Source organism: Pseudomonas morbosilactucae, assembly GCF_023241665.1.
In the GTDB taxonomy this organism is placed as follows: domain Bacteria; phylum Pseudomonadota; class Gammaproteobacteria; order Pseudomonadales; family Pseudomonadaceae; genus Aquipseudomonas; species Aquipseudomonas morbosilactucae.
This window is the reverse complement of sequence record NZ_JALQCX010000012.1, coordinates 1-25,088: the sequence shown is the minus strand read 5'-3', so window position 1 is coordinate 25,088 and position 25,088 is coordinate 1. Positions and strand designations below refer to the sequence as shown.

29 protein-coding genes, 1 tRNA gene and 1 pseudogene are annotated in these 25,088 nt (G+C 59.3%); 13 read left to right on the top strand and 18 right to left on the bottom strand.

Going from position 1 to position 25,088, the window contains the following annotated elements; all coding sequences use genetic code 11:
- Positions 1-11: 11 nt before the first annotated feature.
- Positions 12-707 carry a GntR family transcriptional regulator gene (locus tag M1B35_RS09430; protein ID WP_123330511.1) on the bottom strand — a complete coding sequence of 232 codons (696 nt, stop codon included), beginning with the start codon at positions 705-707 and terminating at the stop codon, positions 12-14.
- Between the two features lie 271 nt (positions 708-978).
- Between M1B35_RS09430 and rloA the strand changes: the two genes are divergently transcribed.
- The 4 genes from rloA to pabB all read left to right on the top strand — a co-directional run bounded on the left by rloA (position 979) and on the right by pabB (position 5,527).
- Positions 979-1,515, top strand: coding sequence for a retropepsin-like aspartic peptidase RloA (gene rloA, locus M1B35_RS09425; protein WP_123330509.1), 537 nt, complete (start codon positions 979-981; stop codon positions 1,513-1,515).
- Positions 1,516-1,520: 5 nt separating this feature from the next.
- Positions 1,521-3,053, top strand: a complete 1,533-nt coding sequence (gene rloB / locus M1B35_RS09420) for an osmotic stress tolerance membrane protein RloB (RefSeq protein WP_123330507.1) — start codon at positions 1,521-1,523, stop codon at positions 3,051-3,053.
- Complete coding sequence (locus M1B35_RS09415) at positions 3,053-4,039, top strand: alpha-L-glutamate ligase-like protein (RefSeq protein ID WP_268261762.1); 987 nt, start codon at positions 3,053-3,055, stop codon at positions 4,037-4,039. The genes rloB and M1B35_RS09415 overlap by 1 nt, the downstream gene beginning before the upstream one ends.
- 144 nt (positions 4,040-4,183) lie before the next feature.
- Positions 4,184-5,527 (top strand): aminodeoxychorismate synthase component I, encoded by a 1,344-nt coding sequence (gene pabB / locus M1B35_RS09410; protein ID WP_268261772.1) that lies wholly within the window; start codon positions 4,184-4,186, stop codon positions 5,525-5,527.
- Positions 5,528-5,590: 63 nt separating this feature from the next.
- On the opposite strand, the gene thrH is transcribed toward pabB, so the two are convergent.
- The gene (thrH, locus tag M1B35_RS09405) at positions 5,591-6,208 is read right to left on the bottom strand and encodes a bifunctional phosphoserine phosphatase/homoserine phosphotransferase ThrH (protein ID WP_268261761.1); all 618 of its coding nucleotides are present in this window, start codon (positions 6,206-6,208) and stop codon (positions 5,591-5,593) included.
- Positions 6,209-6,381: 173 nt separating this feature from the next.
- Between thrH and M1B35_RS09400 the strand changes: the two genes are divergently transcribed.
- The 3 genes from M1B35_RS09400 to M1B35_RS09390 all read left to right on the top strand — a co-directional run bounded on the left by M1B35_RS09400 (position 6,382) and on the right by M1B35_RS09390 (position 9,953).
- On the top strand, positions 6,382-7,116 hold the full coding sequence (locus M1B35_RS09400; protein ID WP_123330499.1) for a phosphoadenylyl-sulfate reductase: 735 nt from the start codon (positions 6,382-6,384) through the stop codon (positions 7,114-7,116).
- 504 nt (positions 7,117-7,620) lie between these two features.
- On the top strand, positions 7,621-9,168 hold the full coding sequence (locus M1B35_RS09395; RefSeq protein WP_123330497.1) for an NCS1 family nucleobase:cation symporter-1: 1,548 nt from the start codon (positions 7,621-7,623) through the stop codon (positions 9,166-9,168).
- Positions 9,169-9,224: 56 nt separating this feature from the next.
- Positions 9,225-9,953, top strand: coding sequence for an aspartate/glutamate racemase family protein (locus M1B35_RS09390; RefSeq protein ID WP_268261760.1), 729 nt, complete (start codon positions 9,225-9,227; stop codon positions 9,951-9,953).
- A 30-nt stretch (positions 9,954-9,983) separates the two neighbouring features.
- On the opposite strand, the gene M1B35_RS09385 is transcribed toward M1B35_RS09390, so the two are convergent.
- Positions 9,984-10,907 (bottom strand): LysR family transcriptional regulator, encoded by a 924-nt coding sequence (locus M1B35_RS09385; RefSeq protein ID WP_268261759.1) that lies wholly within the window; start codon positions 10,905-10,907, stop codon positions 9,984-9,986.
- A 126-nt stretch (positions 10,908-11,033) separates the two neighbouring features.
- Between M1B35_RS09385 and M1B35_RS09380 the strand changes: the two genes are divergently transcribed.
- Complete coding sequence (locus tag M1B35_RS09380) at positions 11,034-11,780, top strand: 3-oxoacyl-ACP reductase family protein (RefSeq protein ID WP_268261758.1); 747 nt, start codon at positions 11,034-11,036, stop codon at positions 11,778-11,780.
- Positions 11,781-11,866: 86 nt separating this feature from the next.
- Here M1B35_RS09380 and M1B35_RS09375 read toward each other — a convergent pair whose 3' ends face one another.
- From M1B35_RS09375 to M1B35_RS09360, 4 genes are all read right to left on the bottom strand, one after another.
- A complete protein-coding gene (locus M1B35_RS09375) occupies positions 11,867-12,562 on the bottom strand; it encodes an HAD-IA family hydrolase (RefSeq protein WP_268261757.1) in 696 nt (231 codons plus the stop codon).
- A 114-nt stretch (positions 12,563-12,676) separates the two neighbouring features.
- Positions 12,677-12,838, bottom strand: coding sequence for a hypothetical protein (locus tag M1B35_RS09370; RefSeq protein WP_185039167.1), 162 nt, complete (start codon positions 12,836-12,838; stop codon positions 12,677-12,679).
- Positions 12,839-12,951: 113 nt separating this feature from the next.
- A complete protein-coding gene (locus M1B35_RS09365; RefSeq protein WP_268261756.1) occupies positions 12,952-13,359 on the bottom strand; it encodes a glycine zipper domain-containing protein in 408 nt (135 codons plus the stop codon).
- 255 nt (positions 13,360-13,614) lie between these two features.
- A complete protein-coding gene (locus M1B35_RS09360; protein ID WP_123330486.1) occupies positions 13,615-14,304 on the bottom strand; it encodes a crotonase/enoyl-CoA hydratase family protein in 690 nt (229 codons plus the stop codon).
- A 319-nt stretch (positions 14,305-14,623) separates the two neighbouring features.
- Between M1B35_RS09360 and M1B35_RS09355 the strand changes: the two genes are divergently transcribed.
- The 3 genes from M1B35_RS09355 (at position 14,624) to M1B35_RS09345 (ending at position 16,024) form a co-directional block, all read left to right on the top strand.
- Positions 14,624-14,713: transfer RNA gene (locus tag M1B35_RS09355), tRNA-Ser, on the top strand.
- 653 nt (positions 14,714-15,366) lie between these two features.
- Complete coding sequence (locus M1B35_RS09350; RefSeq protein ID WP_268261755.1) at positions 15,367-15,657, top strand: AbrB/MazE/SpoVT family DNA-binding domain-containing protein; 291 nt, start codon at positions 15,367-15,369, stop codon at positions 15,655-15,657.
- Positions 15,620-16,024: a type II toxin-antitoxin system PemK/MazF family toxin gene (locus M1B35_RS09345; protein WP_268261754.1), complete on the top strand. Its 405-nt coding sequence runs from the start codon at positions 15,620-15,622 to the stop codon at positions 16,022-16,024. The genes M1B35_RS09350 and M1B35_RS09345 overlap by 38 nt, the downstream gene beginning before the upstream one ends.
- Positions 16,025-16,464: 440 nt before the next feature.
- Here M1B35_RS09345 and M1B35_RS09340 read toward each other — a convergent pair whose 3' ends face one another.
- The 8 genes and pseudogenes from M1B35_RS09340 to M1B35_RS09305 all read right to left on the bottom strand — a co-directional run bounded on the left by M1B35_RS09340 (position 16,465) and on the right by M1B35_RS09305 (position 22,719).
- Positions 16,465-17,628 (bottom strand): Arm DNA-binding domain-containing protein, encoded by a 1,164-nt coding sequence (locus M1B35_RS09340; RefSeq protein ID WP_268261753.1) that lies wholly within the window; start codon positions 17,626-17,628, stop codon positions 16,465-16,467.
- 269 nt (positions 17,629-17,897) lie between these two features.
- Positions 17,898-18,146 carry a hypothetical protein gene (locus tag M1B35_RS09335; RefSeq protein WP_268261752.1) on the bottom strand — a complete coding sequence of 83 codons (249 nt, stop codon included), beginning with the start codon at positions 18,144-18,146 and terminating at the stop codon, positions 17,898-17,900.
- A 66-nt stretch (positions 18,147-18,212) separates the two neighbouring features.
- Positions 18,213-18,506 carry a hypothetical protein gene (locus M1B35_RS09330; RefSeq protein WP_268261751.1) on the bottom strand — a complete coding sequence of 98 codons (294 nt, stop codon included), beginning with the start codon at positions 18,504-18,506 and terminating at the stop codon, positions 18,213-18,215.
- A gap of 15 nt (positions 18,507-18,521) precedes the next feature.
- Positions 18,522-21,319: pseudogene (locus M1B35_RS09325) on the bottom strand (toprim domain-containing protein).
- 3 nt (positions 21,320-21,322) lie between these two features.
- Positions 21,323-21,556, bottom strand: a complete 234-nt coding sequence (locus M1B35_RS09320) for a hypothetical protein (RefSeq protein WP_268261750.1) — start codon at positions 21,554-21,556, stop codon at positions 21,323-21,325.
- A gap of 79 nt (positions 21,557-21,635) precedes the next feature.
- Positions 21,636-22,001: a hypothetical protein gene (locus M1B35_RS09315; protein WP_425273401.1), complete on the bottom strand. Its 366-nt coding sequence runs from the start codon at positions 21,999-22,001 to the stop codon at positions 21,636-21,638.
- Positions 21,998-22,477, bottom strand: coding sequence for a YmfL family putative regulatory protein (locus M1B35_RS09310; protein WP_279653747.1), 480 nt, complete (start codon positions 22,475-22,477; stop codon positions 21,998-22,000). Before M1B35_RS09310 ends, M1B35_RS09315 begins: the two co-directional genes overlap by 4 nt.
- Positions 22,478-22,506: 29 nt before the next feature.
- Entirely contained in the window at positions 22,507-22,719 is a 213-nt protein-coding gene (locus tag M1B35_RS09305; protein WP_268261748.1) for a helix-turn-helix domain-containing protein, read from the bottom strand.
- 84 nt (positions 22,720-22,803) lie between these two features.
- Between M1B35_RS09305 and M1B35_RS09300 the strand changes: the two genes are divergently transcribed.
- Both M1B35_RS09300 and M1B35_RS09295 read left to right on the top strand, forming a co-directional pair.
- Complete coding sequence (locus tag M1B35_RS09300; RefSeq protein ID WP_268261747.1) at positions 22,804-23,160, top strand: helix-turn-helix domain-containing protein; 357 nt, start codon at positions 22,804-22,806, stop codon at positions 23,158-23,160.
- 78 nt (positions 23,161-23,238) lie between these two features.
- A complete protein-coding gene (locus M1B35_RS09295; protein WP_268261746.1) occupies positions 23,239-23,424 on the top strand; it encodes a hypothetical protein in 186 nt (61 codons plus the stop codon).
- Positions 23,425-23,462: 38 nt separating this feature from the next.
- Here the strand turns inward: M1B35_RS09295 and M1B35_RS09290 are convergent, their stop codons facing one another.
- From M1B35_RS09290 to M1B35_RS09280, 3 genes are all read right to left on the bottom strand, one after another.
- Positions 23,463-23,720, bottom strand: a complete 258-nt coding sequence (locus M1B35_RS09290; RefSeq protein ID WP_268261745.1) for an Ogr/Delta-like zinc finger protein — start codon at positions 23,718-23,720, stop codon at positions 23,463-23,465.
- A gap of 74 nt (positions 23,721-23,794) precedes the next feature.
- On the bottom strand, positions 23,795-24,637 hold the full coding sequence (locus M1B35_RS09285) for a phage portal protein (protein ID WP_268261770.1): 843 nt from the start codon (positions 24,635-24,637) through the stop codon (positions 23,795-23,797).
- The coding region (locus tag M1B35_RS09280) for a phage terminase large subunit family protein (RefSeq protein WP_482827996.1) at positions 24,576-25,088 on the bottom strand (513 nt) is incomplete at its 5' end. The genes M1B35_RS09280 and M1B35_RS09285, both read right to left, overlap by 62 nt.

Sequence of the window (25,088 nt, the reverse complement as noted above, 5' to 3'; positions counted from 1 at the left end):
GACTCACCTCTCTAGGGCGCGCACTCTGGAAAGTGACGCGCAATGTTGCGTTTCGACGCGCCGATGTGGCGGCGCATCAGTAGCTCGGCCAGTTCGCCGTCACGATCGGCAATGGCATCGAGAATCCGGTGGTGTTCGGCAAAGGCCTGGCGTGGACGGTTGGGCGTGGCAGAAAACTGGATGCGGTACATGCGCACCAGTTGATACAGCTCGCCGCAGAGCATCTGGGTCAGGGTGCGGTTGCCGCTGCCCTGGATGATCCGGTAGTGAAAGTCGAAATCGCCTTCTTGCTGGTAGTAACCGACCCCGGCCTGGAACGCGGCATCGCGTTCATGGGTATCGAGCACCCGGCGCAGCTCGTCGATGTCTTCCGTGGTCATGCGCTCCGCCGCCAGGCGACAGGCCATGCCTTCCAGGGATTCGCGGATTTCGTAGAGCTCGATCAGCTCGGCATGGCTCAGCGACACCACCCGGGCGCCCACATGAGGCACCCGCACCAGCAGGCGCTGGCCTTCCAGGCGGTGGATGGCCTCACGCAGCGGCCCGCGGCTGATGCCGTAGGTGCGCGCCAGTTCCGGCTCGGAGATCTTGCTGCCCGGGGCGATCTCGCCCTTGACGATGGCCGCCTGGATACGACGGAAGACATTCTCGGATAAGGTCTCGGAATCGTCTTGCGCCACCGCTGGGGGATCGAGTTGATCCAGCATATTGTCGACACCTTTAAAATCAATGTGACAAAAACTAGCCAAATCAGCTCTAGCAGTCAAAGGAAAAATAGATATTGTCGACAATCGTCTAATAACCCCAGGTTAGGTCACCACCCAAAAGCCCAAACCCCCAACGCTGGCGCCATAAAACCAGCATGCTAGAATGCCGCCCGCATTTGCCTGTCATCTTTATATGGCAGGCATACGAGGGAGCTTGCGCAGCAATGCCAGTCGCCTTGAACTGAAGAACCCATGCAACGCACCAGGATCTATGAGACTCAAGGCCTTTCCCCCATTACTCTGCCTCCTTTGCCTGCCCGGCATGAGCGCTGCCGCCGACAAGACCGTGTACGGCCTCAATGAGTACGCGAGGCTGGCGGGCATCGACCTGGAAGTCGCGGCCAAGCTCGACACCGGGGCCAAGACCGCCTCCCTCAGCGCCCGCGACATCAAGCGCTTCAAGCGCAATGGCGAATCCTGGGTACGTTTCTACCTGGCCATCGACGCCGCGCACTCCCACCCGATCGAACGGCCGCTGGCCCGGGTCAGCAAGATCAAGCGCCGTGCCGGCGACATCGATGCCGAAGACGACAAGAAGTACACCGCCCGTCCGGTCATCACCCTCGATGTGTGCATGGGCACCGCGTTGCGCAGCATCGAAGTGAACTTGACCGACCGCAGTGCCTTCCAATACCCGCTGCTGATCGGCTCCGAAGCACTGAAACGCTTCGATGCGCTGGTCGACCCCAGTCTTAAATACGCTGCTGGCAAACCCGCCTGCGCCATCAACGTTCAAACCGCAGAGTAATTCCAATGCGCTCTCTTACCCTTCATCTGAAAATCCTGATCGCCGTCCTGGTGGTGTTGGGCATCTCGATCACGGCCTATCAGATTTTCGTGCTCGGCATTCCCGTGACCGAAGACGCCACCGACGACCTGTGGAACATCGACGCCAAGGTCGAGTTCGTCGCCAACGGCAAGGACCCGATCAAGATCCAGATGTTCGTGCCGCCGCTGAGCCGCGACTACGTGAGCCTGAACGAGAGTTTCATCTCCAATAACTACGGGGTCGCGGTGAACCGCGTCGACGGCAACCGCAAGGTCACCTGGTCGGCACGCCGGGCCAAGGGCAACCAGACCCTGTACTACCGCCTGGTGCTGACCAAGCGCTACAGCGCCGAGAAAACCAAGGTCAAGGGGCCGACCTTCCGCGACAGCATCGCCGTCGAAGGCCCGGAAAAAATCGCCGCCGAAGCCCTGCTGGCGCCGATCCGCCAGCACTCGGCCGACGTCGAGACCTTCATCGGCGAAGCCATCAAGCGGGTCAACAACCTCAATGACGACAATGTGAAGCTGTTGCTCGCCGGCGACCCGTCCACCGCCCACAAGGCGCGGATCGTCGAGCTGCTGCTGTCCATCGCCCACGTGCCGGTGGAAAAGGTCCACACCATTCGCCTGGTGGCCGACCAGCCGCAAACCCCGGAACTCTGGCTGCGCAGCTTCAACGGCAATGACTGGCTGTACTTCAACCCGGAAACCGGCGAGCAGGGCATGCCCAGCGACCGCCTGCTGTGGTGGACCGGTGACGACAACCTGATCACCGTCGATGGCGGCAAGAAAGCCAACGTCACCTTCAGCCTCAACAACAGCGAAATGAACGCCATTCGCCTGGCCAAGCTGACCGACGAGAACACCGACGCCAACTTCCTCGAATACTCGCTGTACGGCCTGCCACTGCAGACCCAGCAGACCTTCATGATCATGGTGATGATCCCGATTGGCGTGCTGGTGATCCTGATCCTGCGCAACCTGATCGGCCTGCAGACCCTGGGCACCTTCACCCCGGTGCTGATCGCCCTGGCCTTCCGCGAAACCCAACTGGGCTTCGGCATCATCCTGTTCACGGTGATTACCGCCCTGGGCCTGTCGCTGCGTTCCTACCTGGAACACCTGAAGCTGCAGATGCTGCCGCGACTGTCGGTGGTGCTGACCTTCGTCGTGGTGCTGATCGCCGCCATCAGCCTGTTCAGCCACAAGCTGGGCCTGGAACGCGGGCTGTCAGTGGCGCTGTTCCCGATGGTGATCCTGACCATGACCATCGAACGCCTGTCCATCACCTGGGAAGAGCGTGGCGGCGGCCATGCGATGAAAGTCGCCATTGGCACGCTGTTCGCCGCGTCCCTCGCGCACCTGATCATGAGCGTGCCGGAGCTGGTGTACTTCGTCTTCACCTTCCCGGCGATGCTGCTGATCCTGGTGGGCTTCATGCTGGCGATGGGTCGCTACCGCGGCTACCGCCTGACGGAGCTGGTGCGCTTCAAAGCCTTCGTCAAGGCTGACTCCTGATGTTCGGCCTGTGGAAAACCTGGAAAGCCCTGGAAGCCCGGGGGATCATGGGCATCAACCGGCGTAATGCCGACTACGTGCTCAAGTACAACAAGCGCAGCCTGTACCCGATCGTGGATGACAAGATCATCACCAAGGAACGGGCGATCAAGGCCGGCATCCATGTGCCGGAGCTGTACGGGGTGATCTCCACCGAGAAGGAAATCGACAAGCTCGACGAAATCATCGGCGGGCGCAGCGACTTCGTGATCAAGCCGGCCCAGGGCGCCGGCGGTGACGGCATCATTGTGATTGCCGACCGCTTCGAGGGCCGCTATCGCACGGTGTCGGGCAAGATCATCAGTCACGAAGAGATCGAGCACCATATCTCCAGCATCCTCACCGGCCTGTACTCCCTGGGCGGCCACCGCGACCGGGCGCTGATCGAGTACCGGGTGACCCCGGACCAGATCTTCAAGAGCATCAGCTACGAAGGCGTGCCGGACATCCGCATCATCGTACTGATGGGCTACCCGGTGATGGCCATGCTGCGCCTGCCGACCCGCCAGTCCGGCGGCAAGGCCAACCTGCACCAGGGCGCCATTGGCGTTGGCGTCGACCTGGCCACCGGCCTGACCCTGCGCGGCACCTGGCTGAACAACATCATCACCAAGCACCCCGACACCACCAACGCCGTGGACGGCGTACAACTGCCCTACTGGGACGGCTTCATGAAGCTCGCGGCAGGCTGCTACGAGCTGTGCGGCCTGGGTTACATCGGTGTAGACATGGTCCTGGACCAGGAAAAGGGCCCATTGATCCTTGAGCTCAATGCCCGCCCCGGCCTGAACATCCAGATTGCCAACGACTGCGGCCTGACCCTGCGCACCCACGCCGTCGAAGCCCATCTGGAAGCACTGAAAGCCAAGGGCATCAGCGAATCCGTCGAGGACCGGGTGAAATTCGCCCAGGAGCTGTTCGGCCACATCCCTCCGGTAGAGGGCTGACCGCGCCAGGTGGCGAAGGCCCTCACGGCCTCGCCACCGACCCCGCCCTTGCCTCTGCCCGACATCCCGCAAGATCCCCCTAGGAGCGCCCCTTGCAGAGGACTACAATCGCCAGCCGCGCTCCCCATGGCTGATCCGCCCCGCATGTTGACCTGCTCCCTGCACCCGTTGCCCTATCGCCCCGACCCCGCCGACTATTTTGCGGCGCTTCGCCATGCCCCCAGCGCCGTGCTGCTGGACAGCGGCCGCCCCAGTGCCGAGCGCGGCCGCTTCGACCTGCTCAGCGCCTGGCCCCTGGCCCAACTGACGGCCCAGGCCGACGAAAGCGGCGCCCAGTTCCTGCAACGCCTGCGCGACAGCCTCAAGCAACTGGGCCCGGCCGCCCTGCCCGCGGATTGTCCGCTGCCTTTTGCCGGCGGCCTGATCGGCTACCTGAGCTACGACTTCGGCCGGCACCTGGAGCGCCTGCCCAGCCGCGCCCTGGATGACCTGCAACTGCCGGACGCCCAACTGGGCTTGTACGCCTGGGCCTTGATCAGCGATCACCAGGAACGCACCAGCCAACTGGTGTTCCATCCGCAGGTGGCGGCTGACGAACGCCAGCGCCTGCTGAACCTGTTCAGCCAGACACCCCCCGTGCACGCGAGCGACTTCAAGCTCAATGGCGCCATGCAGCCGGACCTCAGCCCAGAGGACTACCACCGGGCCCACGAGCAGATCCAGCGCTACATCCAGGCCGGCGACTGCTATCAGGTCAACCTGACCCAGCGCTTTCGCGCCCGTTGCCAGGGCGACCCCTGGGCGGCCTACGGCGCACTGCGCCAGGCCTGCCCGACACCTTTCTCGGGCTTCCAGAGCCTGCCCGACGGCAGCGCGATCCTCAGCCTGTCGCCGGAGCGTTTTGTCAAAGTCAGCCAGGGCCAGGTGGAAACCCGCCCGATCAAAGGCACCCGCCCCCGGGGCCGGGACGCCGAAGAAGATCAGGCCAACGCCGCCGAGCTGCTGGCCAGCCCCAAAGACCGCGCGGAAAACCTGATGATCGTCGACCTGCTGCGCAATGACCTGGGCCGCACCTGCCGCATCGGCTCGGTGCGGGTGCCGGAGTTGTTCAGCCTGGAGAGCTACCCCAACGTGCATCACCTGGTGAGCAGCGTGACCGGCGAACTGGCGCAGGACAAAGATGCCCTGGACCTGATTGCCGGCAGCTTCCCCGGCGGCTCCATCACCGGCGCACCGAAAATTCGCGCGATGCAGATCATCGACGAACTGGAGCCCACGCGCCGGGGCCTGTATTGCGGTTCATTGCTGTACCTGGACGTACGCGGAGAGATGGACAGCTCGATTGCCATCCGCAGCCTGCTGGTCAAGGACGGGCAAGTCTGCTGCTGGGGCGGGGGCGGGATCGTCGCGGATTCGGACTGGCAGGCGGAGTATCAGGAGTCCATCACCAAGGTGCGGGTGTTGCTGGAGACGTTGCAGGGGCTTTAGGGCGTCTTCGCCGGCAAGCCGGCTCCTACCGGGATTGTAGGAGCGGCTTGCCGGCGAACCGGTTTACAGGCTCAGGGGGCGATTGGAAGCCTTGATGAACTCTTGCTTGAGTTCAGCAAAGGTGTGCACCGCCGGGAACTGCGGGAACTCGCGAATCACGTTGTCCGGCGCATGGAACAGAATGCCCGCATCGGCTTCACCGAGCATGGTGGTGTCGTTGTAGGAGTCCCCCGCAGCGATCACTCGGTAGTACAGGCTCTTGAAGGCCAGCACCGATTGGCGCTTGGGGTCTTTCTGGCGCAATTGATAGCCGGTCACCCGACCGCTGTCATCGGTGATCAAGCGATGGCAGAGCAAGGTCGGGAAACCCAGCTGACGCATCAGCGGCTGGGAGAATTCATAGAAGGTGTCGGAGAGAATCACCACCTGGAAGCGCTCGCGCAGCCAATCGACGAACTCGATGGCGCCGTCCAGGGGCTTGAGGGTGGCGATCACTTCCTGAATGTCCGAGAGCTTCAGGCCGTGCTCGTCGAGAATCCGCAGGCGCTGCTGCATCAACACGTCGTAATCGGGAATATCCCGGGTGGTTGCCTTGAGGGATTCAATCCCGGTTTTTTCGGCAAAGGCGATCCAGATTTCCGGGACCAGCACACCTTCCAGATCGAGACAGGCAATTTCCACAAGACACTCCCATTGCTTTGATTATTGAGTTGAGCGAGTAAAAAGACTGCCGAACTCTAGCGACTCGCCACCCCTCACGCAACGCAGAGGAGTGCGCCAGGGGGCGACAGATTTTGTTACCATCGCCGCCATATAGAGCGCCCAGCGCCATAGACCTGTAGGAAACCGCCCTGATGAACCCATCGTTCGACGTCGCTGAGCTCGCCGCGACCTATGCCAATAAATCTGCCCAGGACATCCTCAAACTGGCCTTCGCCCAGTTCGGCGACGACCTGTGGATCTCCTTCAGCGGTGCCGAAGACGTGGTGCTGGTGGACATGGCCTGGAAGCTCAACAAGCAGGTCAAAGTCTTCAGCCTCGACACCGGCCGCCTGCACCCGGAAACCTACCGGTTCATCGACCAGGTGCGCGAGCACTACAAGATCGACATCGAATTGATCTCGCCGGACCACAGCAAGCTCGAACCCTTCGTCAAGCAAAAGGGCCTGTTCAGCTTCTACAAGGACGGCCACGGCGAGTGCTGCGGCATCCGCAAGATCGAGCCCCTGCGGCGCAAGCTGTCCACCGTCAGCGCCTGGGCCACCGGCCAGCGCCGTGACCAGAGCCCAGGCACCCGCAGCCAGGTGGCGGCACTGGAAATCGACAGCGCCTTCTCCACCCCGGAGCGCACGCTGTACAAGTTCAACCCCCTGGCACAGATGAGCAGCGAAGAGATCTGGGGCTACATCCGCATGCTTGAACTGCCGTACAACAGCCTGCACGAGCGCGGGTTTATCAGCATCGGCTGCGAGCCTTGCACTCGCCCGGTGCTGCCGAACCAGCACGAACGCGAAGGCCGTTGGTGGTGGGAAGAAGCCACCCAGAAAGAATGCGGCCTGCACGCCGGCAACATCATCAGCAAAGCCTGACCCGCCTGTGGGAGCCGGCTTGCCGGCGAACGCCCCTCAACACCGCTGGCGCCCAAGCTGACGCCAGCGCCCTCCCCTCGAAAAAATCCTGTACACATAAATGTCACCATCGGTGCCATTTTTGTGTGCACTTGACGCCTGTTACGCCCCAAAAGGTTACAGCCGCTCGCCCGCTCCGCTCCTCACCTTTCTCAATGAAAAATAAATACCTGTTCGAATGGTCAATTTTTAATAGCGCCAATTCAAACAGTTACGCCAAACCAATAACAAAACGAAATCAGCGGCCCGATTAATAGCTGCAAAACTGGCATAGAAGTGGCTTGAGTGAACTCGTGTTTTGTATACAAAAACATCGACAACATACATACACTTAATATCCGCACGCCAAGTCCTGCGACTCAGGCTGCAGATGCCCCGAACCCAGTGATTCCCACCTGCGACGAAGATTGTCGAGCCGCACGCTCAAGCACAGTCATCCAGGGCCGGAATCAGGAGCATGCCGGAATGCACACCCGCCCTTCTAATGACATCCCACTGGATCTGCCCACTGCGCTGCATTCACACAACGTTCAACAACCCGTGGCCGATACCCACCCGGGCAGCGTCGCCCTCAGCCCGCGCCTGCACAACCGAGACCTGGCCCCGACAAAGGTCGAGGGGCGGCGCTGGGGCGGCTACAGCATCTTTGCCCTGTGGACCAACGACGTGCACAACATCGCCAACTACTCCTTTGCCATCGGCTTGTACGCCCTTGGCCTGGGCGGCTGGCAGATTCTCCTGTCCCTGGGCATAGGCGCGGCCCTGGTGTACTTCCTCATGAACCTCTCCGGCTTTATGGGTCAGAAAACCGGCGTGCCCTTCCCGGTCATCAGCCGCATCAGCTTCGGCATCCACGGCGCACAGATTCCGGCGCTGATTCGCGCGGTGATCGCCATCGCCTGGTTCGGCATCCAGACCTACCTGGCCTCGGTGGTGTTTCGCGTGCTGCTCACGGCAATCCACCCCGGCTTCGCCGACTATGACCAGAACGCCATCCTCGGCCTGTCGAGCCTGGGCTGGGCCTGCTTCGTGACCATCTGGCTGGTGCAGTTGGTGATCCTCGCCTACGGCATGGAAATGATCCGCCGCTACGAAGCCTTTGCCGGCCCGGTGATCCTGGTCACGGTGGCCGCCCTCGCCGCCTGGATGTACGTCCAAGCCGACGCGACCATTGCCTGGTCGATTCGCGAGCCCCTGAGCGGCGGTGAAATGTGGCGGCAGATCTTCGCCGGCGGTGCGCTGTGGCTGGCAATCTACGGCACCCTGATCCTCAACTTCTGCGATTTCGCCCGCTCCTCGCCGTGCAGCAAAACCATCAAGGTCGGCAACTTCTGGGGCCTGCCGGTGAACATCCTGGTGTTCGCCACCATCACCGTGCTGCTGTGCGGCGCGCAGTTCCAGATCAATGGCCGGATCATCGAGAGCCCCACGGAAATCATCGCGTCGATCCCCAACACCTTCTTCCTGGTGCTGGGCTGCCTGGCCTTCCTGATCGTCACCGTTGCGGTGAACATCATGGCCAACTTCGTCGCCCCGGCGTTTGTTCTCAGCAACCTGGCGCCCAAGTACCTGACCTTCCGCCGGGCGGGGCTGATCAGCGCGGCGATCGCAGTACTGATCCTGCCGTGGAACCTCTACAACAGCCCGCTGGTGATCGTGTATTTTCTGTCCGGGCTCGGCGCCCTGCTGGGGCCGCTGTACGGGGTGATCATGGTGGACTACTGGATCATCCGCAAAGGCCGGGTCAATGTGCCCGAGCTGTACAGCGAAGACCCCAAGGGCGCCTACTTCTACAGCCGCGGCGTCAACCTGCGGGCCGTGGCCGCCTTTGTGCCCTCGGCGCTGATCGCCATCGTGCTGGCCCTGGTGCCGGGCTTTGCCAGCGTGTCGCCCTTCTCCTGGCTGATTGGCGCCGGTATTGCAGGCTTGCTGTACCTGATCATCGCCCAGCGCCAACCCCATTACGCAGAGGTCAGCGGCGAGTCCATCGCCGTGGACAACGTCAGCCACTGATTGTGAACGGCCCGGTCCGCCGGGCCTTTGTATTGCCAAACCTGTAAGGAACACCCATGCGAATTCTCGTGGTCAACGTCAACACCACCGACTCCATCACCCAGGCCATTGCCCGCCAGGCACAAAGCGTGGCCGCACCGGGCACCGAAATCGTCGGGCTCACCCCGTACTTCGGTGCCGAGTCCGTGGAAGGCAATTTCGAGAGCTACCTGGCCGCCATCGCCGTGATGGACCGGGTGCTGGCCTACGACCAGCCCTACGACGCGGTGATTCAGGCCGGCTACGGCGAACATGGCCGCGAAGGCCTGCAGGAGTTGCTCAACGTGCCGGTGGTGGACATCACCGACGCGGCCGCCAGCACCGCGATGTTCCTCGGCCACGCCTACTCGGTGGTGACCACCCTGGACCGCACCGTGCCACTGATCGAAGACCGGCTGAAACTTTCCGGCCTCTACGATCGTTGCGCCTCGGTCCGGGCCAGTGGCCTGGCGGTACTGGAGCTGGAGGAAGACCCGCAGCGCGCGGTGGAATCCATCGTGCGCCAGGCCGAACTGGCGGTCAGCCAGGACAAGGCCGAAGTGATCTGCCTGGGCTGCGGCGGCATGGCCGGGCTCGACGAGCAGATCCGCCAGCGCACCGGGGTGCCGGTGGTGGATGGGGTGACGGCTGCCGTGACCATTGCCGAATCCCTGGTACGCCTGGGGCTGTCCACCTCCAAGGTGCGCACCTACGCGACGCCACGGCCGAAGACCATTGTCGGCTGGCCGGGGCGCTTTGGCCGCTAGCCCACGGCGCGCTCGATCGCCCGGATCACCTTATAAGGCGCTGAAGGCCCGGGCCCATCCTTGTTCGGCAAACTGCTCGATCACGAACTCGACAAAGGCTCGAGTCTTGCCCGGCAACAACTTGTGCTCCCCGTAGTAGATCGAAATGTGGCCGTCATCCACGTACCAGTCGGGCAATACCCGCTGCAGGGTGCCGGCCCGCAGGTAAGCCAGTGCAAACGGCAGGCTGACCAGGGCCACTCCCAGGCCTTGGACGGCGCTGGCACAGGCGGCATCCGAGTCGCTCATGGTCATCCGTGCCTTGAGTTCAAGGGGGCTTTGTTGCTGGGTCCGGCTGGTCAATTGCCAGGAACGTACCCGCCCGGTCTGCGGCGAACGAATCAAGATGCCGTCGTGATTGCGCAAGTCCTCGGGCCCGGCAATCACCGCGCCCTGCGCCAGGTACGCCGGGGACGCGACCAACACCCGATGGGCCGGGGTCAACTTGCGAGCAACCACGCCCTGGGGCAATTCAAAACCACCGCCAATGGCCGCATCGAAGCCCTGGCCGATCAGGTCCACTTGGCGGTTATCGAAATGCCAATCCGGGCTGATGGCCGGGTAACGGCGAAGAAAGTCGGCCAACAACGGCACCACGAACAGGCGCCCGAATACCGTCCCCATGCTGACCTTCAAGGTGCCCGCCGGCAGCCCCTGGGCACTGGCCAGGTTGGCCACGGCATTCTGGATGGTGTGCAGACTGTCACTGACCTCATCCAGGAACAGCTGGCCCGCTTCGGTCAACGTCAGGCGCCGGGTGCTGCGCTGAAACAAGCGAACGCCCAGGCGCGCCTCCAGCTTGGCCACGCTTTTGCCGACGGCGGCCGGGGTCAGGCTCAGGCGTCGCGCCGCCTCGGCAAAGCTGCCGACTTCGGCGCTGCGTACAAAACAATCGATGTTGCTGAAAGCGTCCATGACACCCAACTCTAAACTTTTGGTTTACACAGACTATCTCGATTACCCACTAATCACCGGGTAATTAACGGTCGATACTCTCCTCCAACCACAAGGCACTCTCGCCTTGGACACTTGGAGATCACCATGACCACTCAACACCTCAACGGCAAAGTCGCTCTGATTCAAGGTGGTTCCCGCGGCATCGGCGCCGCCATCGTGCAACGCCTGGCCGCCGAGGGCGCCCGCGTCGCCTTCACCTACGTCAGCTCTGCCGCCAAGGCCGAAGCCCTGCAGAACAGCATCATTGCCAACGGCGGCCAGGCCCTGGCGATCAAGGCCGACAGCGCCGATGCCGAGGCCATCCGCAACGCCGTCCAGGCCACCGTGGACGCCTTCGGTGGCCTGGACATCCTGGTGAACAACGCCGGCGTGCTAGCGGTGGCGCCACTGGAAGACTTCAAACTGGAAGACTTCGATCAGACCCTGGCCATCAACGTGCGCAGCGTGTTTATCGCCACCCAGGAAGCCGCCAAGCACATGGGCAACGGCGGGCGCATCATCAACATCGGCAGCACCAATGCCGACCGCATGCCCTTTGCCGGTGGTGGGCCCTATGCGATGAGCAAGGCCGCCCTGGTGGGCCTGACCAAAGGCCTGGCCCGCGACCTCGGCCCACGGGGCATCACCATCAACAACGTGCAGCCCGGCCCGGTGGACACCGACATGAACCCCGCCGACAGCGAATTCGCGGAAAGCCTGATGGGGCTCATGGCGGTGGGTCGCTATGGCAAGGTCGAAGAAATCGCCGGGTTTGTCGCCTATCTGGCGGGGCCGGAGGCGGCGTACATCACCGGTGCCAGCCTGACCATCGACGGTGGTTTCGGCGCCTGAACCGCAGCCAAAAAAACGCCGAGCCCCTGTCAAAGGACGCTCGGCGTTGTTGTATCCGCCAGACGCGGGGCAATCATCGCCGCCGTTCAGGACCACTCAAGCTGCGGCAAACCGCAGGCCGCCGGGTGGAACCCTTTCAGCGACCGCAGAATCCCGTCGGCATGGGAAAACTTGCTGTCGGCCATGGCCGGGTCCGGAATGGCAATCGCGGTCATCCCCGCCGCCTTGGCCGCGGTCACGCCGAAGGGCGAATCCTCGAACACCAGGCAATGCTCAGGGGCCACGCCCAGGCGCCGCGCCGCGGTGAGGAAGATATCCGGCGCCGGCTTGGCCGCCCCCACCTCCGGGTCATCCGCGGTGACGATGGTGTCGAACAGGGCAAACCAGTCCCCGTGCTGAGTGATTTTCTGACCAAAGGACAGTCGCGATGAACTGGTGCCTACGGCAATCGGCACCTGATGGGCCTTGAGGTGCCGCACCAACTCCTGCGCCCCCGGCATGGCCTGGGCCCGGGGAAAGCGTTCACGCATCAACGGCTCGCGAATCACCAGGAACTCTTCCGGGCTGATCGGCAGGTCCAGGGCCTCGACCACATAACGCGCCAAGTCCGCGGCGCCACGACCGATGATGTGCTGCTTGATGCTCCAATCGTAGGTTCGGCCATAACGCTCTGCGATCAACCGAGTGACTTCGGTATAAATGCCCTCGGTGTCTAGGAGCAAGCCGTCCATATCGAAAATCACCGCCTTGATCGGGGGTAAATCCTTCAACTGTGCATTCATGGCATCTGATCCGTTAACAAGAAAACGTCCGGGAGCGGCGCAGCCACCGCCCTCGCCTGATCGTTCAATCAAGGGGCTGGGCAGCATAACGGCGCATACGGATCAGCGGCAATCTCAGTGGCCAGGCTTCACACTCTCGGGGGTGTCCTCCTCGGGCTCCCTGAGGGGCACTTGCGCATCGTCCATGAGCGAGCCGGGGTCTTCATTGCCCGGGTCGTTGATCACCAGCGGCTCAGTCGGGGCGGGTTCTTTCTTATCGGGGGGCTCAGGTTTCATCACGGCCTCATCCATCGCGAAGGGCTACACAAGGTTCGAGAGGGCAAATACATAAAACGTTCACCCACAAAAAACCCGGCGATCAGCCGGGCTTGTTGGTCGAGCATGCAGTCTCAACGATGTTTGTGTTTACGCTTGTGGCCCTTGCCGGAATGCTTGTTGCTGTCGTTGCCCATGTTGCTGCCCAAGGCACCGCCGGCAGCGCCACCCAAGCCGGCACCAATGGTCGATCCGGTGCTGCCGCCCAGCTTGTTGCCAATCACCGAACCACCGGCCGACCCCAAGCCACCGCCGATGGCCGCCTGAGTCCGGCTGCCCTTGCGCGCACCCACCGCACTGCCCGCTGCACCGCCCACGCCGGCACCAATCGCCGCGCCAGTGCTGCCGCCGATCTGTTGACCGACCACATTGCCCAGGGCGCCACCCAAGCCGCCACCGATAGCCGCCGTACCGTCACCAGCAGCCATCGCACCTTGAGCGACCAAAAGCCCAACAATCAGGGCAGGCAGGGTTAAACGCATGAGATGAACCTCAAAAAAGAAAACCAGACAGCGCCAACAGCGACGTCACAAAAAGGGAATGAAGCGAGTCTCGGGCACAACCGGCCCCAGCCACTTCGGGAGAATTGGACCACAAATTGCGCAAGAGTTTTAACCCAGGCAAAAAAAAGCCCGCTGGGGAACGGGCAGGGAGTTTTGCTTTAACGGATGCCTTCACACTACTCAATCAAATGTGAAGGTTTCGTGAAGAGCCCGGGCAAGTGCAAACGCCAAGGCTCACCCCAGATATTCCTGGTCCTGGATGATCGCGTTGTCCAGGGCTTCCAGCAGCGCCTTGCGAACCTTCAGCTTGGTGTTCTTGTGGGCGGTCATGTTGATTTTCTTCAACTGTCGCGCGGCAGCCAGGGCGGTGTCCTGCAATTGTTCGGCGCTGACCACCTTGTCGAGGAAGCCCGCGTCTACGGCACTCACCGGGTCGAACATCTCGGCATTGATCACCGAACGATGGAAGGCCGAGCGACGCAGGCGATCACGGGCCAGCTCGATGCCGGCGTGATGCATGGTCATGCCGATCTGCACTTCGTTCAGGCCGATGCTGAACGGGCCCTCGACGCCAATCCGATAGTCGGCGGACAACAGCAGGAACGCCCCCTTGGCCACGGCGTGACCGGGGCAGGCAACGATCACCGGGAACGGGTGGGACAACAGGCGGCGGGCCAGGGTCGAACCCGACGTTACCAGGCTCACGGCCTCTTTCGGCCCGGCGGTCATCACCTTCAAGTCATAACCCCCCGACAGAATGCCCGGCTGGCCGGTGATGATCACCACCGCACGATCGGCCGTGGCCTGATCCAGCGCGGCATTGAAAGCGGCAATCACGTCGGGGGAAATGGCATTGACCTTGCCATTGCTCAAGGTCAGGGTCGCGATACCGTCTTCGAGGCGGTAGGAAATCAACTCACTCATGACGCAATTCCTTGTATTGAAGTGGAGCAGACGTTACCCAGCGCCGTAGATCAGGTAAAGCGCGGTGACTGACTGGTGAGTCAGGCTTTTACCGCCCGACCCGCACGCCCAGCCACGGCGCACCGTGATTGCCTTCTCTATATAGACGGTTTCAAGGCCGAAGATTGGCGGGTTTGCCCTGCCCCGCCCCCTCACCTGCCGGGCGCCAAATCAATAAATCCCTTAAGCGCATGAAAATTCTGAAAAAAACCTTTGCCATCAAAAGGAACTTCGACTACATTAGCGCGCCTCGACAGACTGAATAGGTTTGACGAGATACGGTGAGGTGTCCGAGAGGCTTAAGGAGCACGCCTGGAAAGTGTGTATACAGGAAACTGTATCGAGGGTTCGAATCCCTCCTTCACCGCCATATTTGAAAAACGCAAACCCCTGATTTTCCTAGAGAAAGTCGGGGGTTTGTGGTTTCTGGCGTCTGAAAAAAGACGATATGGGACAGATCTGGGACTAAACGGGGTGCTCCACGTTTCCGGATCAGCTCTGTGTGCGCCCCGTGATGGAGGGAGTAGTGGATCCGTGTATTACGTTGTGGCCACGAAATGTTTTACATTGTGACAACGAAGTGATACAGTGTTACCACGTTCAAGGAAAGCATGTCAGGCCGATTGCTTGAAGGTCAGGATGACTGGAGCGAGTTTGTAGATTTTTATAAATGGTAAAACTAGGAGCGCAGTACGTGCCAGGACGGTGCGACAGGTGAATGCCTGAAGGGCTTGGATGAGCCCTGAATGTTAGTGGTTGGTCATGCAGCACACCTTATTTACAGGAAGTTGACCATAGTAAGCACAGGAAGTGCACCAATGAGCTTTGCTCGAAGGTGGGAGTAAGTGTCGTAGCTCTGGGGAGTTTGTGGCTAACGATATTCCTGTTTTGCAGGCTGACCCCAATCCACACGTGTGTATTTACCGTGTGTTATCGCGTAAGTCATACGCGAATCGCTGAGCGAAAATGTTCTCGCGGGAACATTTGTCAGCCCAGCTTAAATTTTTAGAGAGGCTTATTAAAATGATCACAACGATCAGGCGAGTAGGAAACAGCGCAGGCGTTGTTATTCCCTCAATTATCCTTAAGGAGGTGCAACTCAATGTAGGGACTGAAATAGAAATGACTGCCGATAACGGCATTTTAACAATAAAACCTTTAAAACCTCGACGTACGGGAAGGCGCGAATTTGACCTTGCCTGGTTGTTAGAGGATTTCGAGGACATTTTCGAAGATCAATTGCCTGGCCCAAGAGTAGGCGCGGAGATTATAAAAGATGAGTACGACACAAAAAATTACACACGCAGTACGTGAGCAACTGGAACCTGGTGATTTGGTGAAGGTTAACCTCAACCCGGTAATGGGCTCAGAAACGGCAAATTATCGTCCGTGGATGGTGATTTCAGCCCAAGCTGTAAATGCTGTTAGTCGCACAGTGATGATCATGCCTATTACGCATGGCTCTGGAAAAATTATGCGACTGTTCCCTGTGCTCGATATCGCGCAAAACGATGCTGGCATTGATGGAACGATTGTATTGACACAGACTAACTCGGTGGATCTCGTGGAGCGGGGTGCAACGCTTGTCGGTAAGATCACCGACCCGGCGATTCTTTCTGATGTTCGTCTTCGCTTGGCCGCTTACTTGGGGATTACGGCCTCCCTTCTTGACGATGAGTAAGGCGACATAACGCGGCAGACTTTTTTATAGGTTAGTCGGCTAGCGTTACCAAACGTGCTCCTGCTGCATTTTGTTCATGACTTGCAGCGGGGCTAGTTAGATGCGCTAAAGAATTTGAACATGCTCGCTTTTAGGTTTTTTTAGCGGTCATGTCATAAAATTTATTAATTCGGCTTTTTAGTTAAATTTAAATGCCAGGTTAAAATCGTAACCTGAGGGCTAAAAAGCTGCAGCTATAGTCTAATTTTGAATGATCGAAGAAGGCTTAGCTTTCCAAAAGTTATTCAATAGATGCCATATAGCATATCCGTAATACGATTGTTGCTTTCAGTGACAAAAGGCTCCCGCATGCTGCGGGGGCCTTTTTTACGCCCTGAAATAGTGCTCTGTGGGGTGCTACGGCCAACACCTCGCGAGTTGTTTCTTCGCTGATTAACTTTTTATAACTTTAACGCCAATTTCAGCATCCCCACCACGTCCGGCCCATCTTCATTGATCCAAGTCCCGTAGTGCTGGCGGATCATGTTGCCATTGGTATGCCCCATCTGCTCGGCTATCCAGTCGATCGACGCTACACCGGTGGTCAGCAACTGGCTAGCGTAAGTGTGCCGGCATTGGCCAGGCCCGCGATAGCGAACACCGGCCGCGAGCAGGTGAGCCTTGAAGAACCTGTCACGCACCACAAAGTCGTTGACGTGAGGCTGGCCGTTTTTGGTGTTCAAGAAGACAAAGTGCAGTTTGTGTTGCCGCACCGTCTTGTTGTCCCGTTCCACGATGTCGACCGTTTCAGCCTTCCTTTTCCGATTCAGTGCATCGATCTTCTGCAGTGCATTCCAGGCGGGTGCAAGTAGGCGAACCTTGCGTGTTGATCGACGGGTCTTCGTCACCCGGTATGCACCGCGCACCTTGGACCTACGGAAGGTCACAGTGCCCTGCTCCAGGTCGACATCCTCCCAAGCCAGGGCGATGGTCTCGGATACCCGGGGCCCGGCCCACATCATGAACTGAACCATCAGCAGCTCTTGCGTGCGGCTGGTCGGTGTTTCGAGGATCTGTTTGATCTCCGCCCTGGTGAATGGATCGGGTGCCTCGGGATCAGGCAGACGGACCATTAGGCCCTCGGTAGGGTCGTGCGCGACTTTCATCCTAGTGCGGTACAACCTGAACACCTGCCGCACATTGCTGATGATGTCGCGGATGGTCTTGTTTTTGAGAGTCTTAGACAGAGGCCCCTGGATCCACTCCTGCAGATCCAAGTGATCAATCTTGTTGATCTGCGCCCTCCCCCAGCGCGGTCTCACATGCACCTCCGCCTTATTTGCGTAACCCCGATAGGTCGATGCAGCCACGCTGTTGGCTTTGATCTTTAACCAAAGGTCCAGGTAATGGCCAAAGGTGTTTTCGACCAGCTTGGCCGAGTTGGGGAAGTGTCGTGCGTAATCAAACGTGCCGGTCTGGATCTCGTAATCAATGATGTCGACCAAGCGCCTTGCCTGGGCAACGATTGCCGGTGTGTTGCCTCCTGGGATTGATTCCCGGCACTTTTCTCCGTTGTACTGAAAATAGATTCTCACGGAATTGCCGCGAGCTTCGACCCCACTCATGTAAACCCCTAACGCTGTGCACTTGTATCGACAGTCTGACGATCGGAAACAAAAAGGCCCGTTTCCGGGCCAAGTATCTAGATGCGCATCTTCTGGTGGACGCGGCTTATGGCGTGGGCTTCTTGTTGCGTAGATGGGCATTCAGCAGTTGGCGCCGCTGGCTGCATTTCAGATGGTTGCCCTGGGCTCGCCACTTGCCGCATTGGTCACACAAACTGGTGTGGTCAATGTTCCATGGAAAGCGCCGTACAGGCCTTGCTGCAGGACTGTTAGACATTGCGCGGCCCACCCCGTGTTGCGGGGGTAGCGAGCAACTGGGCGATTACTTCGGCGTCTGTTTCGCTCAGCTCGCCCAGGGTGCTGGCCATCTGGCTGAGGCTTTCAAGACGCGTTCGTGATTCAGGGGTTTTATGCACCAGGTAACCAATGACGGCCGCGCCAATGATCGCGGTGGCCACTAGGTGCCGTGCCGGTGTGGTAGCCTTCGCTCCGCTGCTGCTTAGGTTCTGTGCTTGCATGGTATTGCCCTCAGTAGTGGTTAGGTGTCGAGGAGCTGCAACTCCTCGGCACTGCTTCTTACAAGGTCAGTCCTTACGGGCCAGGTGGATCACCAGGCCGTCATAAGTGGGTTCATGTTCGACACATGATTGCCACTCCAACACCTTCAAAATTTGCTTCCTGCTGCAGTCGTCCACCAGGATCTCGCGCTGGCCACCTGCTGCCCGAACTTCCAAAATCTCTAGCAGCCCCTCCTCCCCATAAGCGCCGGCCTGAATAATTGGTGCACTTTCACCCGCGAAGTCCAAACGGTCCTGAACGGACTGCAGCTTGCTTGTTTTGCCGTCGCCGGCATTGCCCATAAACACCTGGATCTGCATCGGTCTTGCTCTCCTTTACGCCTTGAATACCCAGCACTTCACTGTCGTTGGCCGGGGTTGTGAACAGGGATTCCGGTTGTTGAACGCAACGCGGACGGCGCTATGCACGGCCTTGTTGCTATCGAGGAATTTGTGGGAACGCGACTCTTTGAGCAGATCACGCAACATGGCCACGTCGGCCAACTTCTGTTTGTGTTCGGCGGCGCGCTCACAGAACTCATTGAGATTGATAGCGATCATGGTGGGATCGCTGCTGTGGTCCACCACCGGGTCTTCGCTCAGGGATTCGAGGTAGTCGTAAACCTCCCAAAACTCGGCTACGGCCGCATGGTCAGAGCTGATCGAAGCCTGTCGCTCGATGGCCATCCGCACGATCTGTCGCTGAGTGGCGGCGACCTGGGGATCACTTAATTTCAGGACCAAGCGCAGCGCATCCAACAGTGAGAGCAATTGCGCGTGGTTCTTGCTGATCCGCTCGACACGGATGTACCCGCGCAAGTCATAGCCGCAACTGCTGCAGTTACCATGCTCGCTGATATAGGCGGTGCTGCAGGCGAAGCAATGGGAATGCAGACGACGAAGCTTTGCTTCATGTTCGGGCATGCGCTGGGCGAACAACTCAAGCACCGCGGACTCTTTGCCCACCGCCCGCAACAGGAAGTGGCTCAAGGTGCCACCGTCCAGTGCGTTGAGCTGATCTGCGGCTGCACGACTTTCCGGTGTGACGGTCGGGCGTACAAAGTGCAGCTTTACGATGCGCGTCATGATCGCTTCATGCGCGACCACAGCCGCGTTTTGGCTGATAGCGATCGTTCCCCTGAATGGAGGCTCGTAAGTCTCGTTACCGGCCGTCTTGACGCCTTTCGTGGCCAAGGTGCCGCCGCCGTAGAAGTCTTTCAGCTCGTCCCATTCGAAGGTTCTAGCGTGCGCCCGGTCATCGCTATGGCGATCGGCTTCCAGGAACACAACAGGCATGCCGGATACCTGGCCCATCAGGCGAGAACGCCCGGCCTTAGTAGATTTCATAGGGTCGAACCCTTCATAACCTTCTCGCCGAGTAGTTTCCATAGGAGGTTAAGCAGGGTCGTTTTGCCGGCGCCGGCTTCTCCGGTGGCCTCCAGGAAAGGGAAAGACTGATAGCGGGCGCGGATCTGTTCGCAGAACAGCGAGCCGAAGAAGAACACCAGCGCGACGAAGCCCTGGGCGCCAAAGCAGGTCCACAGCAACTGCACCCACTTCTCGTCAAAGCCCTTGGCTTCGCGCTGCAGTTTGATGGGGACGCCCTTCTGCAGTGTTTTCAGACGCAGCTTGCCAAACTCGAAATAGTCTTCGCTGTTGACCTTGTAAGTGGTGCCGTCTTTGATCGCGATATCGCCGTAGACATAGCAAGCGTATTCCTTGCTGTAACCCACATAGTCGATCGTCGATACGGTTTTGATGCCGAATAGCTGATCCTTCATCAGCTTGTCGAGCTGCTGGCCACTGCCGGTAAACATTGCGCCTGCCGCCATTCCAAGCAGCCGTTTTTTGAATTCACTAGCGGCCGACAACTGGCCGCTGGTGAAGGTGTTTTTCACGCTTTCGGAGTCGTGGGGGAAGTCAACGCGCAGGTAGTACCAGGACTCATCCGTCACCTCGTTGCGCTGGAAATACAAGGCCTGCGGGTAGCAGTTGGCAATCTCTACGACACTGCCGGACTGCTGTAGCGCCTTTTCACGCTGCTGCGCCTGGTTCAGTAACTGATCGTCGTGATTCTCGCTGTCCTCGATGTCGGACATGGCCCGGTTGAATTTCTCCATATCCAACTTGAACCAGTACAAGCGGCTCCCAAAGCCCAGGTGAAACTCACCACGCTTGTTCCAGTCGTACATGAGCAATGCCTTTTCCGCCGCGCTCTCTGCCAGCAGCAGAGCGCCCTGGTGGCGGGCTTGCTTGAGGTCGGTGGCGATCTGGTCGGCACGCTTGGTGTCGTCCTTGATAAAGCTCCAGCGTTGATGGAGATCGTTCCAGTCAGCCTTGCGGCCGTCGCGTTGCGGGATCTGTGCTGACTCGCAAACGAAGCCCAGGGCACGGGCCTCACGCACCCAGCGTCTGGTGTATGCGTTGGCGCTGGGTTCGTTATCAAGGGCCCAAACCAACTTGGGCAGCTTCCCTCCCTCACGGATCTGAACCAACGACTTGAGCGAATCACCAGGAAACGCGTTAGAAGACATTGCCGATACGGCCGCGATGTCGTTGTGCACCAGGGCGATGGCGTCGAAGATCCCTTCGACTATCCAGATCTCCTTGGCCTCAAGCAGATCGACGCATGGCGGGCACCACCAAACGCCGCGATAGCTGTCCTTGGATTTGAAGCGGGCCTTCATCTTGCCGAAACGGTGTGGCTGATCGATCAGCCGCTCCCACCACCCTCCTTTCTCCAAGGCAAAACGCACAGTGGCGCTGCCGGCGTTGTGTTCGGCTGAGTAGTAACTTTCCTGTGTGAACCAACCCTGGATCAGCTCAAACCGAAAACCCCGAGCGAACTCCAGGTAGGCACGCGCAGTAGCGTTTGGATGCTGGTCTGTCGCGGGTGCACGCTTGCTCCAGTCTTCGAACAGGTCGTCATACAGCTCTTTAACGTGCAGGGTGTGGCCGCACTTTTCAGGACGACCACAGATCACCATCCATGGCGTGTCAAACCTGGAATACAGCTCTTTCTTTTTACACTTGGGGCAGGTGCCGCCGCGCATGTAGTCGGTGCCCGTACGGTGCTTGAGCCCGAAGTCGGACTGCAGACGCTGCAGCACGTCGTGGCGGAGTTCTTCTTTCATGGGTTACTTCACTGCTTTGAGGCTGTGGGACAGAGCTGCCATAAGGCGTTTTTGCGCAGCCATTGCGGGGACATGAGCGAGAATCGCGCCGTGGCGCATACCGTCCGCAACACGGCGGAATTGGTCGGCGTACCAGTGTTCATTGAGGCTCAAGCGGTACTGTTCACGCATGGAAGCCAGTAGTGCTTCGGCTTCCGCAGGTGGCAGTTGGGCGGTCAGAATTACGGCGTTTCCCATCTTGAAACCTCAATTTCGGGCGCAGCTCACCCAAACCCACGGGGTATGGGGCAAGGGATAAGTGTGGGGTTTGGTGGTGTTACGAGTTGGCTAAGCGATAACGATCAACGTCTGGACCGTTGAGGATGCGTTCAACTATCAAGCTGACAGGAACGACCCATGCAGCACCGGTTAGCGGATCGACGATGACTGAGTATGTTGATGTGCTGGTAGCCACATCCAGGCGCTGCCGGTCGCGAACGGCGATCATTTCGCTGCCGGCCAGGTGAACAATGCGCTCGGCGTTTTGAAGCTGCACGTCGTAGGTCGCCACAAGGTGCTGCACTGTGCGACTGAACAACTGTTGATCATCGCCAAGGTGTTCGCACTGATGGCGCTCTAAGAACGACAAGGCGACAGTTTTCAACACTTCCTGGTACTCCTTCGCGTCGTTCATGCAGGTCATTGGGCTTTCTCCGACTTTGCGCGGTAAAGATCGATGGCCGCGTAGACTTCGGCGGTGCGTGCTGCCATGTGCAGGGTATGGGCGTTGAGGATCAGTTCCGACTCGTCTGCAGTGATCAAACCGTCTTCAAGCGCCTGGGCAATGATCTGGTCGACCGTGCCCTGCTTCGCCGAAGCCTGCATAGAGCGCGTATACATCTCGACGTTATCCAAATGATCCGGCTCTGCCACGGGGACAAACATGCCGCCGTACATCTTGGCCACGTAGTTGGCGAAGTGCTGGGTGCCTGTTTCAAGCTCCAGTTGGTGGATCTGTACGTCGGTCAGTGGCCGGCAGTTGTTGTTTTCATAGGCGTGGTTGTCGAACTTCTTCAACGGCAGGCCGATCCGTGCAGCTGCACATTCGCGACCACCTGGATAGCTGCAGATGATCGCGCTAACCACTTCGCGACGTGTTTTTAGAACTGGAATTTTCATCTTCTGCTGTTCCCTCAGTGAGCTGGCCATTACTGTGCGATCACGCCGTCTTTGATACCGAGCAACACGGCGGCGCGATGTGCCTCTCCGCGACGACACTGGCTTTGGCCACTCAGCACTGCATATACGGTGCTGGGGTTCAGTTGATGTTGAACAGCAAAATCCTTGGCTGACTGTCCTCGCTTTTCCAGCGCTTCACGCGCGTCCTGGCGAGCTTGCTCGGTGATGCTTGAGTTGGGCATAGTGCAGATCCGTGCAATTTCATGTGGTGTGAGATGCACAATGATGCACCTAGGTGCACTTGTAAATACTAAGGATGAAAAAAAGTGCATCTTTCTGAAGAAATAGGCTCTCGGCTGCAAGAGGAGCGAAAACGATGTGGACTGACGCAAATTCAGGTCGCTGAATCTCTCGGGATTGCCAAACGGACACAGGCGAACTGGGAGTCGGGAGCAAGTGACGCTACCGCGTCCTACCTGAGCAGATGCGCGGCCGAATTCGGTTTTGATGTTCCCTACATACTGACTGGGGTCCGAACTACGCTTGGCGCCGACTCGTTGAGCCAAGTTGAGGATGTAGTGATCAAGCAGTACAGAAGTCTTCCCGAGGAGGATCAGCGGGCTATTCGCCGCTACCTGAAAGCACTGTCTGATGCGGCAGCGGCTGAAGAGAGAGCGAAGTAGTTCAGCGTATCTATTCCCGGTTGGCACCCTCTGCCCCAATACAGTCGATTCAGCAATGCACTGTATGGAGTAGTAAGCATGTTGGATCGCATGAACGCCGATGTCGGTACCGTTGAAATATCTGCATCTGCGTGGGGTGAGCTGTCGCATCTCGAACGGCACCTGATTGAGTTTTATCGTCGGTTGAGCAAGCGGGACCAAGATCATCTGCGCAAGCTGACTGAAGCATTAGGGGCTCATCCGGAACAATTCGAGGACGACTGATTCGGATGCCGCCGGCTTAACCCAGTCGGCGGCTTGCATCATGCGACGGCCTGAGCCCCAAGCTTTTCGAACAGCTCTCGCTGTTGAGCTCTGGGCATGTCTCTCAGACGATCAAACAGCATCCTGTCGAAGGTCTGAGCCGACGGACTTAGCGTGTGTGAAAACGTTAGATTGGCAACCCAGGTGTGCCCGCACATGGCGTCGAGGCATTGGCAATAGAGCTTTGCGAAGTCTGTCGATAGCGCCTCACGGGACGCGATCCTGCCCTTATGACCACATTTACAAGTTACACGCATGTATCCCTCCCCAGGGCGCACCAAATTGCCATCATGCTATCCCATGATGCAGATATTTACTCTTTCGCGGATTTTCACCCACTGAGCGGCTCTGCCGCTGATATCTCTCTCCAGGCAATCCGGCGATCCTCTCTCAACGTGTCATTGACCTGGTTGAACAGCTGACAGATCGGCCTGATCTCGTTGCTGGTGTACACCCGATCGATCTTTTCGATATCGCCAAAGCCACCGCTGTTTTCCGGGATGATCCCGGCCAGTGCCGGGTTCATTCGCCACGCGGCAATCACGTCGTTGCGCGTGATGTTCTTGACCTTCTCCAGCTCGTCTTTCGCCTGGAAGTCCCCCACGGGGATGATCTGAATGGCGTTCTCCTTGCCATTGGGGATGTTGACGAACATCGACCGAAAGTTGCCTACACCCTTGCTGGAACTTATCTGCGCACGCAGGTTGTCCTCGTCCTCTTCGGTCAGGTCCGGGTCGTTGGTGTAGAAGATGTAACCGGCGTGGGCGCCGTTGCTGTAGTAGCGCCGGCGGAACAGGGTCGCGGCTTCATTGAGTAGCAGTGCTTGCATGCCGCCCAGGTAGTCGGGCACGCCATAGATGTTCTGTTCCACGTCGTAGTCCAGGACGTGCTCGATCTCGTCCTGGTCAAAGTCCATGAATTTGTTTTCGGGCAACAGCATCCGGAAGCCGCCATCGACCTTTACTCGCATATTGATTGCCGCCAGGTGCTGCAGCTCCAGGACTTGGCCAAAGGCGTTGGTGTCGCGGTAGAAGAAGGCTTCGCCAAACACCATGTAGTCCAGGCCCGCGCAGCCCATCGTCTGCGCGCTGCAGCCGGCCGAAGGGATGAGTTCACGCAACAGCAAGTTGCGCTTGAACTTTGGAATGGCGCCGTGGTGCGCGTTGGCGCGCAGTAGCTTCGCCAGGCCCGCACGCGACACCGGCGGCTTGTAGATCTCGCCGTCGTCGCTGAGGAACACCCCCAGGTACTCGCCGATGTTGCCCGACAACACCTGCTCGGGCTCGCCGAACGTAAACGCCCGCATGGGCTGTTGCTGTCGCGCCTGCTGGACTACCGGGCGTTTTTTGTGTCGAGGCTTGGGCATTGTTTCCACTCGTGACGTAGCGGCTACGGCGCCGCTTGTTGGTGTTCAAAGGTTCGTTATGCAGTGCGTGCATGATTGCCCACGCGATATCGGCGTGGCCGGTGGCGTCGGTGCGCGAAGCGCTGTAGGTGACTTGGCCGCTGCCGGTGGTGCCGCGCTTGATCGTCAAGAAGGCCTGGGCAATGTCGGTCCAGCCGGCGTCCCACTCGATCCGGCTGCCCTGGATCGTGTCCTGGGCCTTGAGCACCAGAAGGTTTTT